Origin of the sequence: Frigoribacterium sp. CFBP 13707 (assembly GCF_014842245.1) — a bacterium.
GTDB classification, from domain to species: Bacteria; Actinomycetota; Actinomycetes; order Actinomycetales; family Microbacteriaceae; genus Frigoribacterium; species Frigoribacterium endophyticum.
Genome location: NZ_JACYVL010000002.1, coordinates 251,820 through 264,721 on the forward strand (window position 1 = coordinate 251,820; position 12,902 = coordinate 264,721).

Here is a 12,902-nt window from a genome sequence, read left to right on the forward strand (position 1 = left end):
GGTCGACCCAGGGTGTCCACAGTCGTCATTTAGGGGGACACCGAGGGGACGATAGGTCGGTCTACCCCCGTTCGGGAGCACTGACCGCGCGGATCTCGCCCTGGCCAGCCCCGCGGGACCGACTCGACCGGGGGACAGGGCGGGGTACGTCGGCGGGGCCCCGCGGGGTCAGCGGACCGGGCTGCGCCAGGCGCCCGGGCCGTGAGGGAGCGGGCGTCGGACGACCCGGGCCCGCGACGACCACTCCGAGGGGCTCGCCGGCACGGCCTCGGTGTCGCGCCGGCTCCGGGTCTCGGCCTCCACGGCGGCGAGGACGGCCGTGACGGCGGCGAGCTCTTCCGGGGTCGGCGAGCCCGCCACGACGCGGAGGACGTCGTTCACAGCGGGATGTTCCCGTGCTTCTTGGGAGGCAGCTCGGCCCGCTTGGTCCGCAGCGCGCGGAGCGCCTTGATGACCGAGACCCGGGTGGCCGCCGGCTCGATGACGCCGTCGAGCTCGCCGCGCTCGGCGGCCAGGAACGGGCTGGCGACGTTGTAGGTGTACTCGCTCGCCAGCCGGGCCCGCACCGCGGCGACGTCCTCGCCGGCGGCCTCGGCGGCCTTGATCTCGCCCCGGTAGAGGATGTTGACGGCGCCCTGGCCGCCCATGACGGCGATCTCGGCGGTCGGCCAGGCGAGGTTGATGTCGGCCCCGAGCTGCTTGGAGCCCATGACGATGTAGGCCCCGCCGTAGGCCTTCCGCGTGATGACGGTGACCAGCGGCACGGTGGCCTCGGCGTACGCGTAGAGGAGCTTGGCCCCGCGCCGGATGACGCCCGTCCACTCCTGGTCGGTGCCCGGCAGGTAGCCGGGGACGTCGACGAGCGTGAGGATGGGGATGCCGAAGGCGTCGCAGAAGCGGACGAACCGGCTCGCCTTCTCGCCGGCCTCGATGTTGAGCGTGCCGGCCATGGCCGAGGGCTGGTTGGCGATGACGCCGACCGAGCGGCCCTCGACGCGGCCGAAGCCGATGACGATGTTGGGGGCGAAGAGGGGCTGGACCTCGAGGAACTCGCCGTCGTCGACCACGTGCTCGATCACCGTCGTGACGTCGTAGGGCTGGTTGGGGCTGTCCGGGATCAGCGTGTTCAGCGTGCGGTCGGCGTCCGTCGTCTCGAGCTCGACCGGCCGGTCGAAGACGTGCGGCTCCGAGAGGTTGTTGTCGGGCAGGTAGGAGAGCAGCGACCGGGCGTAGTCGAGGGCGTCGTCCTCGTCGCTCGCGAGGTAGTGCGACACCCCGCTGACCTTGTTGTGGGTCAGCGCTCCGCCGAGCTCCTCGAAGCCGACGTCCTCGCCCGTGACGGTCTTGATCACGTCGGGGCCGGTGACGAACATGTGGCTCGTCTTGTCGACCATGATGACGAAGTCCGTCAGCGCGGGCGAGTACACCGCGCCTCCCGCGGCCGGGCCCATGATGAGCGAGATCTGCGGGATGACGCCCGAGGCGGCGGTGTTCAGCCGGAAGATCTCGCCGTACTTGCCGAGGGCGACGACGCCCTCCTGGATGCGCGCTCCGCCGCTGTCGAGGATGCCGATGATCGGCACGCCCGTCTTCAGCGCCAGCTGCATGACCTTGATGATCTTCTCGCCCGCGACCTCGCCCAGCGAGCCGCCGAAGATCGTGAAGTCCTGCGAGTAGACCGCCACCTGGCGGCCGTGGATGGTGCCCGTGCCGGTGACGACGGCGTCGCCGTAGGGGCGCTTGGCCTCCATGCCGAAGGCGTGGGTGCGGTGGCGGACGAACTCGTCGAGCTCGACGAACGACCCGGGGTCGAGCAGCCCGTCGATGCGCTCGCGGGCGGTCATCTTGCCCTTGGCGTGCTGCTTGGCGACGGCGGCCTCGCCGCTCGCCGTCACGGCCTCGTGGTACCGGTTCTTCAGGTCGGCGAGCTTGCCCGCCGTCGTCCGCAGGTCGGGCTGGGGGGCCGCCGGGCCGTCGGCCTCGGGGCGGGTGGTGTCGGAAGTCACGCGCCTCACTCTACCCAGGGGGCGCTCCCCGGCCGTTGGAGCTCGTCGCACGTCGATCGGCTCCCGCGCTGTGGGACTCCTCACACGCCTAGGCTGACGGCGTGACGTTCCCGCTCGCCTCCGCCCGCTCGCCCCGCCTCGTCCACGTCGCCGAGACGGGCTCGACCAACGCCGACCTGCTGGCCGACGCCTCGGCCCCGCACGGCGCCGTCCTCGCCACGCTCTCGCAGACGGCCGGCCGCGGCCGGCTCGACCGGCGGTGGGTCGCCCGGCCGGGCCGCACCGTGGCCGTCAGCGTCCTCCTCGAACGCGGCTCCCTGCCGGTCGACGCGCTGGGCTGGGTGCCCCTGCTGGCGGGCCTCGCAATGCGCGCCGCCGTCGCGTCGCTGGTGGGCCCCGACCGCGTCGGGCTCAAGTGGCCGAACGACGTGCAGGTCGGCGGGGCCAAGGTGTGCGGAGTCCTCGCCGAGCTGCGCCCCGGCGCGTCGGCCGTGGTGGTCGGCGCAGGCGTCAACCTCACGACGCCCCGCGACGAGCTGCCCACCGACTCCTCCACGTCGCTCCGGCTCGAGGGGGCCGGGGGCTCCGCGGAGTCGCTGGCCGACCTGGTCGTGGCCGGCTGGCTCGACGAGGTGCTCGCCGGGTTCGACGCGCTCGCCGCCGCCGGGGGCGACGCCGTCTCCTCCGGCCTGCACGCCCGCGTCGCCGCCGAGTGCAGCTCGCTCGGCCGCGAGGTGCGGGTGGAGCTGCCCTCGGGGGAGCTGCTCGCGGGCCTCGCCGTCGCCGTCGACGAGGGCGGCCGTCTCGTCGTCCGCACGCCGTCGGGCGCCGAGCGGTCGGTGGCCTCGGGCGACGTCACCCACGTCCGCCATGGGTGACGCGGTGGGCACGGCCGACCAGCAGCCGCCCGAGGTCGTGGTCGCCCGGCTGCGCCCCCACGCTCGGGTCCTGTTCTGGCCCTCGGTGGCCCTCATCGCGATCTGCGCCGGCGCCGGGTGGCTGAGCGGCCTCGTCGAGGCCGGGTGGCAGAGGTGGGCCGTTCTCGGAGCGGCCGCGCTCCTCGCCCTGCTGCTCTGGGCGGTCCCGCTGCTCGTCTGGCTGGGTCGCCACACCGTGATCACCACGCGGCGCCTCATCGTCCGACGAGGCTTCTTCGTGCGCACCCGACAGGAGCTGCTGCACAGCCGGGGCTACGACCTGACCGTGCGTCGGAACGCCGCGCAGAGCCTGTTCCGCAGCGGCGACGTGCTCGTCGGCACGGGCCTCGACCGGCCGGTCGTGCTCTGGGACGTGCCGTCGGCGGACCTGGTCCAGGCCACGCTGCACGACCTCATGGAGGCGGCGTCCGAGCCGCTCGCGCGGCGGCGTCCGGTCGAGCGGCCGGAGCCCTGGGGCGACGATCGCGGCTGGACCGAGCGGCCCGGCCGCTGAGCGCCGACGTCGCCCTGCTCGCCGACTGGCGTCCGAGCCCGAACTGGAATAAGGTATGTCGATGCGAATCTCTGTGATCGGTTGCGGTTATCTCGGTGCGGTCCACGCGGCCTGCATGGCCGAGCTCGGGCACGACGTCGTCGGGGTCGACGTCGACGAGAGCAAGGTCGCCGAGCTCGCCGCCGGTCGGGCCCCGTTCTTCGAGCCGGGGCTGCCGGAGGTCCTGGCCCGGGGGGTCGCGAGCGGTCGGCTGCGCTTCACGACCGACATGGCCGAGACGGCGGGGGCCCGGGTCCACTTCGTGGCCGTGGGCACGCCCCAGACCGCCGGCAGCCACGCCGCCGACCTCCGCTACGTCGACGCGGCCGTGGGTGGCCTGCTGCCGCACCTCTCCGACGGCGACCTCGTGGTCGGCAAGTCGACCGTCCCCGTGGGCACCGCAGCCCGTCTCGGCGACCTGGTGCGCGCCTCCTCGGGGGCGGACCTCGCCTGGAACCCGGAGTTCCTCCGGGAGGGCTTCGCCGTGGCCGACACCCTCTCGCCCGACCGCTTCGTCTACGGCGTGCCCGGCGGCGAGGGCGGCGAGCGGGCGACCGCCCTGCTCGACGAGGTCTACGCAGGCCCGCTGGCCGCCGGCATGCCGCGCCTCGTGACGGACTACGCGACGGCCGAGCTGGTGAAGGTGTCGGCCAACGCCTTCCTGGCCACCAAGATCTCGTTCATCAACGCCATGGCCGAGATCGCCGAGGCGACGGGGGCCGACGTCACCCAGCTGGCCGACGCGATCGGGCACGACGCGCGCATCGGTCGCCGGTTCCTCAACGCCGGCCTCGGCTTCGGCGGCGGGTGCCTCCCGAAGGACATCAGGGCGTTCCAGGCCCGGGCCGACGAGCTGGGCCTCGAGTCGCTCGCCTTCCTCGCCGACGTCGACGCCGTGAACATGCGTCGACGTCGGTACGTCGTCGACCTGGCTCTCGAGATGCTGGGCGAGGTGGTCGGAGCGAAGGTCGCCGTCCTCGGCCTCGCCTTCAAGCCCGACAGCGACGACGTCCGCGACTCGCCCGCCCTGGACGTCGCGCGTGCCCTCCAGGAGGCGGGGGCGCACGTGGTGGCCTACGACCCGGAGGCCAACGCCACGGCAGCGCTCGTCGCTCCCGGCCTCGAGTACGTCGACAGCGTCGACGAGGCCATCCAGGGAGCGGCGCTCGCGCTGGTGCTCACGGAGTGGCGGCAGTTCCGGGGCCTCGATCCGGAGGCCGTGGGCCGCTCGATGGCCCATCGGCGGGTCATCGACGCCCGCACCGTGCTCGACCTCGCGCTCTGGCGTGATCACGGTTTCGAGGCGCGGGGTCTCGGCAGGCCCTGACGAGAGCCCTAGCATCGACGTCATGACTCCCCGCGCCGCGTCCGTCGTCCTCGTCGTGTCGACGGGGCTCGTGCTCGCCCTGACCGGGTGCGTCAGCGGCGGAGACTCCGAGCCGACGTCGACTCCCACGCGGTCCGCGTCCGTGCCGTCGGCGACCCCCTCGCCCACGGACGCCCCGACGCCCACGGCGTCCAGCGGCCCGCCGGTGCCCGATGTGCCGACCGCCGACCCCGCCCCCGTCAGCCCGGTGCCCGTGCCGACCGACGAGGCCGGAGGCTGGACGGACGACACCGCCTACGACGCCTGCGTCGAGGCTGCCGGCGCTGCCCTCGGTGAGGACTACACGTGGTACCCCCGCTCCAGCCAGGCCCTCTTCACCGCAGGGGCAGGGCTCTCGATCGACGTCGACGGAGTCTTCTCCGGCAGTGACGTCGGCATCGCCAAGGTCACCTTCCGCTGCTCCGTGGCGGGCACGCCGTCGTCGCCGCAGGTCTCGGGCGAGATCGTCAGCTGACCGGCCGCGCTGCACGGTCGACCCGGGCCGGCGGGCGACGGACGACGACGAGGGGCGGACACGTCGGGCCCGGTGATCCGCCAAGATGGAGGGGGCTCGACGAGCCCCGACGACGGCATGTGAGCGCGTCCCCCTGACCGGGCGGACACCCGCGCGGAGGACGAGGAGACGAGATGGCCTACAGGATCGGCGTGATCGGCGGAGGGCAGCTCGCTCGCATGATGGTGCCGCCCGCCGTGCACCTCGGCGTCGAGATCACCGTGCTCGCGGAGGCGGTCGGGAGCTCCGCGCGGCTCGCGGCGAGCGAGGTGGGCGACTACCACGACGCCGAGACCGTCCTCGCGTTCGCCCGCGACGTCGACGTCGTCACGTTCGATCACGAGCACGTCCCCCAGGACGTCCTCACGGCCCTCGTCGAGGCCGGCGTGGCCGTGCACCCGGCGCCGGCCGCCCTCGCGGTCGCCCAGGACAAGATCGTCATGCGACGTCGACTGACCGAGCTGGGCCTGCCGGTGCCCGAGTGGGCCGAGGTGCGCGACGCGGCCGACCTTGCCGGCTTCCTCGCCGAGCACGGAGGTCGCGCGGTCGTCAAGACGCCCCGGGGCGGCTACGACGGGAAGGGCGTCCGTGTGGTCGACGATCCGGCGGGGGCCGACGACTGGTTCGCCGTGCTCGCCGAGCAGGGCGAGGACGCTGTGTTGCTCGTGGAGGAGCTCGTCCCGTTCGAGCGCGAACTCGCACAGCTGGTCGCGCGTCGTCCGAGCGGAGAGATCGCGGTGTGGCCGCTGGTGGAGACCGTGCAGCGCGACGGCGTCTGCGCCGAGGTCACCGCGCCCGCACCTCGGAGCGAGCCGGAGCTCCAGCAGGCAGCCGAGCAGATCGCGCGCCGCGTCGCCGACGAGCTCGGCGTGACGGGCGTGCTCGCCGTGGAGCTCTTCGAGACGGCCGACGGTCGTCTGCTCGTCAACGAGCTCGCGATGAGGCCCCACAACACGGGCCACTGGAGCATCGACGGAGCGGCCACCAGCCAGTTCGAGCAGCACCTCCGCGCGGTGCTCGACCTTCCGCTCGGCGACACCGGCGCACACCACCCGTGGAGCGTCATGGTCAACGTGCTCGGGGGGCCCGCGACCGGCACGATGGCCGACCGCCTGCCCGCCCTGATGGCCGCGGAGCCCGGCGCCAAGGTGCACGACTACGGCAAGGACCCGCGCCCGGGCCGCAAGGTGGGCCACGTGACGACGACGGGCGCCGAGCTCGCCGACGTGCTCGCCCGAGCGCGCGCCGCTGTCCGGTTCTTCGAGGACTGACGGCTATCCTCTCCCTCGTGCCTGACCCGATCGCCTCTGAGCCGACCACCACGACGCGGCCGAACGACCCCGCCGTCGCGCCCTCGGTCGCCATCGTCATGGGGTCCGACAGCGACTGGCCCACCCTCCGCAGCGCCTCCGACATCCTCAGCGAGCTCGGCGTGGCGCACGAGGTCGAGGTCGTGTCGGCGCACCGCACGCCCGAGAAGATGATGCGGTTCGGCCAGCAGGCGGCGGGGCGCGGCATCAGGGTCGTCATCGCCGGGGCGGGGGGAGCGGCCCACCTGCCCGGCATGCTCGCGTCGCTGACGACCCTGCCCGTCATCGGCGTGCCCGTCGCGCTCGCGAAGCTCGACGGCCTCGACTCGCTGCTCTCCATCGTGCAGATGCCGGCGGGCATCCCCGTCGCGACCGTGTCCATCGGGGGAGCGGCGAACGCCGGTCTCCTGGCCGCCCGCATCCTCGGCATCTCCGACCCCGCGCTCTCGACCCGGCTGGCCGACTACGCCACGGGGCTGGGCGAGCTCGTCGAGGAGAAGAACGCCGCCCTCCAGCGGTCGCTGTGAGCGCTCAGCTGCCCGTGCGGCACCCCGACCTGACCTCGCCGTCGTTCATGACGAAGCGGGCCTGGACGCTGGTGCTGCTGAACGTCGTCGTGCCCGGCTCGGCCCAGGTGCTGGCGGGCAGCCGGCGACTCGGCCGCTGGGGCCTCGCCTCCACCCTGGTCTTCTGGGCCGTCGCCCTCGTCACGGCGGCGCTGGCTCTCTTCTGGCGCACGCCCCTCTTCGACGTGGCGACGAACGTGGCCGCGCTGACCGTGGTGCAGGTCTTCCTCGTCTACTACGCCGTGCTCTGGTCCGTGCTGACCATCGACACGCTGCGCCTCGTGAGGATCATCCGGACGCTGCCGACCGCGAGGGGCTTCCTCGCGGGCGTGATGGTGCTGCTGCTCGCCGGCACCGTCGGGCCCGCGGCCTGGGGCGCCTACCTCACGGGCGTGCAGCACGGCCTGCTCGACTCGCTCTTCACCTCGCGCCTCGCGGCGGCGGACCCCGTCGACGGCCGCTACAACATCCTCCTGCTCGGGGGAGACGCGGGTGCCGACCGCACCGGGCTCCGCCCCGACAGCATCTCGGTGGCCAGCATCGACGCCGAGACGGGAGCCACGACGATCATCGGCATCCCCCGCAACCTCTACAACGCGCCCTTCAGCGAGGGCTCGCCCCTCTGGGGCGAGTTCCCCGACGGGTACGCGTGCGGCGACGACTGCCTCGTCAGCTACCTCTACACCTACGGCGAAGAGCACCCCGATCTCTACCCCGACGCCGAGTCGAAGGGCAGCAACCCCGGCATCGAGGCCATGCGCGACGCCGTCTCGGGGGTCACCGGCCTCACGCTGCAGTACTACGTGCTCATCGACATGCAGGGCTTCGTCGAGCTGATCGACGCGCTCGGCGGCATCACGGTCGACAACACCGAGGGGCGCCTGCCCATCAACGGCGGTGTCGACAGCGCGGGGGAGCCGATCAACGTGGACGGCTGGATCGAGCCGGGGAAGCAGGTGCTCGACGGCTACCACGCGCTCTGGTACGCCCGCGCCCGGCACGGGTCGGACGACTACCACCGCATGGCGCGACAGCGCGAGGTGCAGCAGGCCCTCCTGTCGCAGTTTCAGCCCGCCACCGTCCTCGCCAAGTTCCAGTCGGTGGCCTCGGCCGGGGCGCAGACCGTCGACACCGACATCCCCCAGGGCGCGCTCAGTGCCTTCGTGGAGCTCGCCCTGGAGGCGAAGGAGCAGCCGATCGCCGACCTCGAGATCGTGCCGCCGACCTACTCGAACGTCTACCCCGACTACGCGGTCATCCAGGCCGACGTCGCGGCGGCGACCGCGCCGGCTCCCGCTGCTCCGTAGGGGCTGCAGCTCGGGCCGGCAGGGCGAGGGTCAGAGGTCGGCGTGCAGCTGCCAGACCTTGTCGGCCGAGTCGCGCCAGCTGAACGCCCGGGCCCGGTCGAGCCCGGCGATGCCGAGCCGCGACGAGAGCTCGAGATCCGTGACGACCTGGAACATCGCCTGCGCGAGGCGCTCGGGGTAGCCCTCAGCGTCGTGCCGGGGCACGACGACGGCCGCCTCGTCCGCCACCTCGACGAGGGCGGGGGCATCGGAGACGATGGTCGGGGTCCCGAGGCTGAGCGCCTCCACGACCGGGAGACCGAAGCCCTCGGCCAGGCTCGGGAGGACGAAGACGGAGGCGCGTTGCAGCAGGACGGCCAGCTGAGCGTCCGAGACGAACCCGAGGGTCCGCACCCGCTCCGGCTCGAGGCCGGCCGCAGCCGCCACGTCGGCGACCCGGACGTCGCCCCAGCCCTCGGGCCCCACCACGAGGAGGGGGAGGTCGGGGGCGTCGGCGTGGGCGAGGGCACGGATGAGGGGCTCGAGCCCCTTGCGGGGCTCGACCGTCCCGACGCTGAGGACGTACCGGTCGGGCAGGTCGAGGGCGTCCGCCACCGCGTCCGCGTCGTCCGGCACGCGGAGGTCGTCGCTCACCGCGCCGCCGACGACGCGCAGCCGGTCGCCGAACGGGAACAGCTCGGCGAGCTCGGACGCCACGGCGTGGGTGGGGACGACCACGGCGTCCGCGTAGCGGTGTGCACGCTTGGTCATGGCCTTGTGCCACCGGACGCCGCGGGGCGTCAGGGTCTCCGGGTGAGTCCACGGGACGGTGTCGTGGATCGTCACCACCGTCTGGTCGCCGGGCTGCAGCGAGCGGTCGTGTCGGCCCAGGGGCGCCAGGAGGCTCGTCGCGTGCACCATTCCCCGGCCTGGCAGGCCGACGAGGCCGGTCTGCCAGGCCACGGCCAGCTCTCGGCGTCCCAGCGGGGACTTGGTCAACCGCGAGAGACCGGGAACGAGGTCGGTGAGCTTGTCGTAGTCGGCCTGGGGGTGCGCCGCGACGACGCCCTCGACGTCGCAGCCCCGGGGGGCCGTCGCGACCAGGGCGCGCGTGAGCTCGCTGGTGTAGCGCCCGATGCCCCCGGGGACGGGAGCGAGGACCTGGTCGACGACCACACGGAGGGTGGTCATCGCCCCCCCGCGGCCTCGCCGAGGACGCCGGAGGAGCTCGCCTCCGCGAGTGCCGCCTGCCAGGGGCGCATGGGGGCGAGGCCGGCCCGCCCCCACGCGTCGTGCCCCAGCACGCTGTAGCTCGGGCGGGGCGCGGGGCGGACGAACGTCGAGCTGTCGGTGGGCAGGACGCGTTCGGGGTCGAGCCCGGCGAGGCGGAATGTCTCCCGGGCGAAGTCGCACCAGCTCGTCTGCCCGGAGTTCGTGCCGTGGTACACGCCCGCCGGCGCGTCCGCGTCGAGCAGCGCGACGATCTGGTGGGCGAGGTCGAGGGTCCAGGTGGGCTGCCCGACCTGGTCGGCGACGACCGAGAGCGTGTCGCGGGCCGCGGCCAGCCCCAGCATCGTCTTCGGGAAGTTGGCGCCGTGGCGGCCGTAGAGCCACGCGGTGCGCACGACGTACGTGCCGTCGGGGTTCGCCGCGAGGGCGGCCCGTTCGCCGACGGCCTTGGTGCGGCCGTAGGCGTTGAGCGGTGCGTAGGGTGCGTCTTCTGCGTAGGGCGCCGTGGCGTCGCCGGCGAAGACGTAGTCGGTCGACACCGTGACCAGCTTGGCACCGGAGGCGGCTGTCGCCTCGCCGAGGAGGCCGACGGCGGTGCCGTTCACCGCCAGGGCAGCGTCCTCGTCGGTCTCCGCGGCGTCGACGGCCGTGTAGGCGGCGGCGTTGACCACCACGTCGTGGCCCTCGACCGCGGCGAAGACGGCGTCACGGTCGGTCACGTCGAGCTCGGCGCGGCCGAGGAGGGTGACGTCGCGCCCGAACAGGGCCTCGACGAGGTCGGAGCCGAGCATGCCCCGGGCGCCGGTGACGAGGTACTTGGCGTGCTGGGCGTGGCTCATGCGAGGGCCGCGCGCTCCTTCAGGGGCTCCCACCACTGACGGTTGTCGCGGTACCACTGGACGACGTCCGCGAGGCCCTCGGCGAACGGCACCTGGGGCTCGTAGCCGAGCTCGGAGCGGATCTTCGAGATGTCGACGGAGTAGCGGAGGTCGTGGCCGAGGCGGTCCTGCACGCGGTCGACGTACGACCAGTCCTTGCCGGTCGCGTCGAGGAGGAGCTGTGTGAGCTCCTTGTTGGTCAGCTCCGTGCCGCCGCCGATGTTGTAGATCTCGCCCGCGCGGCCGTCGACCAGGACCATCGCGATGCCGCGGGTGTGGTCGTCGACGTGGAGCCAGTCGCGGATGTTGTTCCCCTCCCCGTAGAGCGGGACGTGCACGTCGTCGATGAGGTTGGTGACGAAGAGGGGGATGACCTTCTCGGGGAAGTGGTACGGGCCGTAGTTGTTGCTGCACCGGGTGATCGAGATGTTCATCCCGTGCGTGCGGTGGTAGCTACGGGCCAGGAGGTCGCTGCCGGCCTTCGACGCGGAGTAGGGCGAGTTCGGCTCGAGGGGGCGGTCCTCCGCCCAGGAGCCCTCGGCGATGGAGCCGTAGACCTCGTCGGTCGAGACGTGGACGAAGCGCGCCAGGTCGTGCCGGAGCGCGGCGTCGAGGAGCTGCTGCGTGCCGAGGACGTTCGTCTCGACGAAGATCGAGGCGTCGCGGACGGAGCGGTCGACGTGGGACTCCGCCGCGAAGTGGACGACGGCGTCCACCCCGGGGAAGAGTGTGTCGAGGAGTGCCCCGTCGCGGATGTCGCCCTGCACGAAGCGGAAGCGCGGCGACTCGGCGACCGAGATGAGGTTCTCGAGGTTGCCCGAGTACGTCAGGGCGTCGAGGACGACGACCTCGGCGCCCTCGAGGCCGGGGTACGCGTCCTCGATCGTGCGACGGACGAAGTTGGAGCCGATGAAGCCGGCTCCGCCGGTGACGAGGATTTTCACGCTGTCTGCTTTCAGGTGGGGACGGGGCTCAGGCAAGTGTACAAACGACGAGGGGGTCCGGGGGCGTGTCCCCCGTTCTGCCGATACCCGATGTGGGGGTGGTCGTTCCCCCCGCTCCGTGGGAGCGTCGTGGGATGACTGTGCCCGACCCGACCGCACCGGCCCCGCGGGGCGAGGGGAGCCTCGACCGCCGGCGACTCCTCGGCTACGCCGCCGCCAGCGCCGTGACCGGGGTCGCGCTGACGGGCGTCGGCGACGCCGCCCACGCCGCTCCGAGGCTCGGCGAGACGACCGCTGCGGTGCAGAGCACCGCTCAGGCCCTCGTCGCGGCTCAGGAGTCCGCCTGGGGCGGGTTCACCAACGGCAGGGTCCCGTCCGACGTCCTCACGACGGTCTCGGCGTCGGTGGCCGGCTCGGGGTTCCTCCGCGACGACGCCGCCCGCCAGTACCTCTCGATGAGCCTCGCATTCCGTCAGGCGGTCGGCAGGACGCTGACCATCACCGAGGGGTACCGCGACTACGGCAGGCAGGTCGACTACTGGAACCGCTACCAGGCGGGCACCGGCAACCTGGCCGCGTACCCCGGCACGTCCAACCACGGCTGGGGCATCTCCTGTGACTTCGGCGCCGGCGTCGAGACCGCGGGCAGCACCGCCAAGCGCTGGATGGACGCGAACGCCCCCTCCTACGGCTGGCGGCCCACCGGCAACGGGTTCTCCCGTCCGGAGCCGTGGCACTTCGACTACACCGGGACCTGGACCGGCCCCTCGAACGTCAACAAGACCGTCAAGGCCGAGGACGTCGACACGGTCATCATCCGCTGCACGGGCCCGCTGAGCGAGTACCCGGTGGCCGGCTACACCGTGCTCGTCGGGGTCCGGAGCCTCCGGCACCTCTCCACGATCGACATGGTCAACTCCATGCGCGTCGTCGGCACTCCGTACTACGAGCTCGACTGGGTCGGCTTCTACAACGTCCTGACGTCCATGGGCGTCCCTCGGTCGGCGATCCGCGCCGATGCCGACTACTTCTGGGGCTGACCAGCCCGCGCTTCCTCCCGCTCACCGTCGAAAGGACACACGTTGCTCATCCTCCGTTGCACGGACACGCTCCCCGGGGTCGGCCTCGGCTACACCTGCATGGTCGGCGTCCGCAGCCTGCGCCACATGACCTCGCCCGGCATGGTGGACGCCATGACCGCCGTCGGCGTCCCGTCGAAGCAGCTCAACAGCGTGGGCTTCTACAACGTGCTCAGCTCCCTGTCGATCCCGGCGTCGGCCGTCACCGGCGGCGCGGACTACGCCGCTCGCTGACGTCGGCGGCGGGCCGGCG

General features: G+C 72.9%; 14 protein-coding genes. 9 read left to right on the forward strand and 5 right to left on the reverse strand.

All coding sequences use genetic code 11. The annotated features are described in order from the left end of the window. Positions 1 to 168: 168 nt before the first annotated feature. A complete protein-coding gene (locus tag IFT45_RS04920) occupies positions 169 to 381 on the reverse strand; it encodes an acyl-CoA carboxylase subunit epsilon (protein ID WP_192045428.1) in 213 nt (70 codons plus the stop codon). Continuing rightward, on the reverse strand, positions 378 to 2,006 hold the full coding sequence (locus IFT45_RS04925; protein ID WP_056055730.1) for an acyl-CoA carboxylase subunit beta: 1,629 nt from the start codon (positions 2,004 to 2,006) through the stop codon (positions 378 to 380). The genes IFT45_RS04920 and IFT45_RS04925 overlap by 4 nt, the downstream gene beginning before the upstream one ends. Positions 2,007 to 2,107: 101 nt before the next feature. Between IFT45_RS04925 and IFT45_RS04930 the strand changes: the two genes are divergently transcribed. The 7 genes from IFT45_RS04930 to IFT45_RS04960 all read left to right on the forward strand — a co-directional run bounded on the left by IFT45_RS04930 (position 2,108) and on the right by IFT45_RS04960 (position 8,539). Continuing rightward, positions 2,108 to 2,884 (forward strand): biotin--[acetyl-CoA-carboxylase] ligase, encoded by a 777-nt coding sequence (locus IFT45_RS04930; protein WP_192126987.1) that lies wholly within the window; start codon positions 2,108 to 2,110, stop codon positions 2,882 to 2,884. Further along, on the forward strand, positions 2,877 to 3,437 hold the full coding sequence (locus tag IFT45_RS04935) for a PH domain-containing protein (RefSeq protein WP_192126989.1): 561 nt from the start codon (positions 2,877 to 2,879) through the stop codon (positions 3,435 to 3,437). The genes IFT45_RS04930 and IFT45_RS04935 overlap by 8 nt, the downstream gene beginning before the upstream one ends. Positions 3,438 to 3,498: 61 nt before the next feature. Next, on the forward strand, positions 3,499 to 4,803 hold the full coding sequence (locus tag IFT45_RS04940; protein ID WP_192126991.1) for a UDP-glucose/GDP-mannose dehydrogenase family protein: 1,305 nt from the start codon (positions 3,499 to 3,501) through the stop codon (positions 4,801 to 4,803). A gap of 22 nt (positions 4,804 to 4,825) precedes the next feature. After that, complete coding sequence (locus IFT45_RS04945) at positions 4,826 to 5,317, forward strand: hypothetical protein (RefSeq protein WP_192126993.1); 492 nt, start codon at positions 4,826 to 4,828, stop codon at positions 5,315 to 5,317. A 173-nt stretch (positions 5,318 to 5,490) separates the two neighbouring features. Further along, positions 5,491 to 6,627 carry a 5-(carboxyamino)imidazole ribonucleotide synthase gene (locus IFT45_RS04950; protein WP_192045432.1) on the forward strand — a complete coding sequence of 379 codons (1,137 nt, stop codon included), beginning with the start codon at positions 5,491 to 5,493 and terminating at the stop codon, positions 6,625 to 6,627. Between the two features lie 98 nt (positions 6,628 to 6,725). After that, positions 6,726 to 7,193, forward strand: coding sequence for a 5-(carboxyamino)imidazole ribonucleotide mutase (gene purE, locus IFT45_RS04955; protein WP_192127380.1), 468 nt, complete (start codon positions 6,726 to 6,728; stop codon positions 7,191 to 7,193). After that, the gene (locus IFT45_RS04960) at positions 7,190 to 8,539 is read left to right on the forward strand and encodes an LCP family protein (protein ID WP_192045433.1); all 1,350 of its coding nucleotides are present in this window, start codon (positions 7,190 to 7,192) and stop codon (positions 8,537 to 8,539) included. Before purE ends, IFT45_RS04960 begins: the two co-directional genes overlap by 4 nt. A gap of 30 nt (positions 8,540 to 8,569) precedes the next feature. Here the strand turns inward: IFT45_RS04960 and IFT45_RS04965 are convergent, their stop codons facing one another. From IFT45_RS04965 to rfbB, 3 genes are read right to left on the reverse strand one after another with little or no spacing between them, the layout of a single operon-like run. Next, entirely contained in the window at positions 8,570 to 9,709 is a 1,140-nt protein-coding gene (locus IFT45_RS04965; protein ID WP_192126995.1) for a glycosyltransferase family 1 protein, read from the reverse strand. Next, the gene (gene rfbD / locus IFT45_RS04970) at positions 9,706 to 10,587 is read right to left on the reverse strand and encodes a dTDP-4-dehydrorhamnose reductase (protein ID WP_192126997.1); all 882 of its coding nucleotides are present in this window, start codon (positions 10,585 to 10,587) and stop codon (positions 9,706 to 9,708) included. Before rfbD ends, IFT45_RS04965 begins: the two co-directional genes overlap by 4 nt. Next, positions 10,584 to 11,570 carry a dTDP-glucose 4,6-dehydratase gene (rfbB, locus tag IFT45_RS04975; RefSeq protein ID WP_192045436.1) on the reverse strand — a complete coding sequence of 329 codons (987 nt, stop codon included), beginning with the start codon at positions 11,568 to 11,570 and terminating at the stop codon, positions 10,584 to 10,586. The genes rfbD and rfbB overlap by 4 nt, the downstream gene beginning before the upstream one ends. Before the next feature lie 134 nt (positions 11,571 to 11,704). On the opposite strand from rfbB, the gene IFT45_RS04980 reads away from it, so the two are divergent. Together IFT45_RS04980 and IFT45_RS04985 are read left to right on the forward strand one after the other, a co-directional pair. Beyond that, positions 11,705 to 12,610: a D-alanyl-D-alanine carboxypeptidase family protein gene (locus IFT45_RS04980; protein ID WP_192045437.1), complete on the forward strand. Its 906-nt coding sequence runs from the start codon at positions 11,705 to 11,707 to the stop codon at positions 12,608 to 12,610. Positions 12,611 to 12,652: 42 nt separating this feature from the next. Continuing rightward, positions 12,653 to 12,883 carry a hypothetical protein gene (locus IFT45_RS04985; protein WP_192045438.1) on the forward strand — a complete coding sequence of 77 codons (231 nt, stop codon included), beginning with the start codon at positions 12,653 to 12,655 and terminating at the stop codon, positions 12,881 to 12,883. Positions 12,884 to 12,902 lie beyond the last annotated feature (19 nt).

Coding starts and splice junctions, on each gene's coding strand:
- IFT45_RS04935 (WP_192126989.1), top strand. CDS start 2,877: ATGGGTGACGCGGTGGGCACGGCCGACCAGCAGCCGCCCGAGGTCGTG.
- IFT45_RS04940 (WP_192126991.1), top strand. CDS start 3,499: ATGCGAATCTCTGTGATCGGTTGCGGTTATCTCGGTGCGGTCCACGCG.
- IFT45_RS04945 (WP_192126993.1), top strand. CDS start 4,826: ATGACTCCCCGCGCCGCGTCCGTCGTCCTCGTCGTGTCGACGGGGCTC.
- IFT45_RS04950 (WP_192045432.1), top strand. CDS start 5,491: ATGGCCTACAGGATCGGCGTGATCGGCGGAGGGCAGCTCGCTCGCATG.
- purE (WP_192127380.1), top strand. CDS start 6,726: ATGGGGTCCGACAGCGACTGGCCCACCCTCCGCAGCGCCTCCGACATC.
- IFT45_RS04965 (WP_192126995.1), bottom strand. CDS start 9,709: ATGACCACCCTCCGTGTGGTCGTCGACCAGGTCCTCGCTCCCGTCCCC.
- rfbD (WP_192126997.1), bottom strand. CDS start 10,587: ATGAGCCACGCCCAGCACGCCAAGTACCTCGTCACCGGCGCCCGGGGC.
- IFT45_RS04980 (WP_192045437.1), top strand. CDS start 11,705: ATGACTGTGCCCGACCCGACCGCACCGGCCCCGCGGGGCGAGGGGAGC.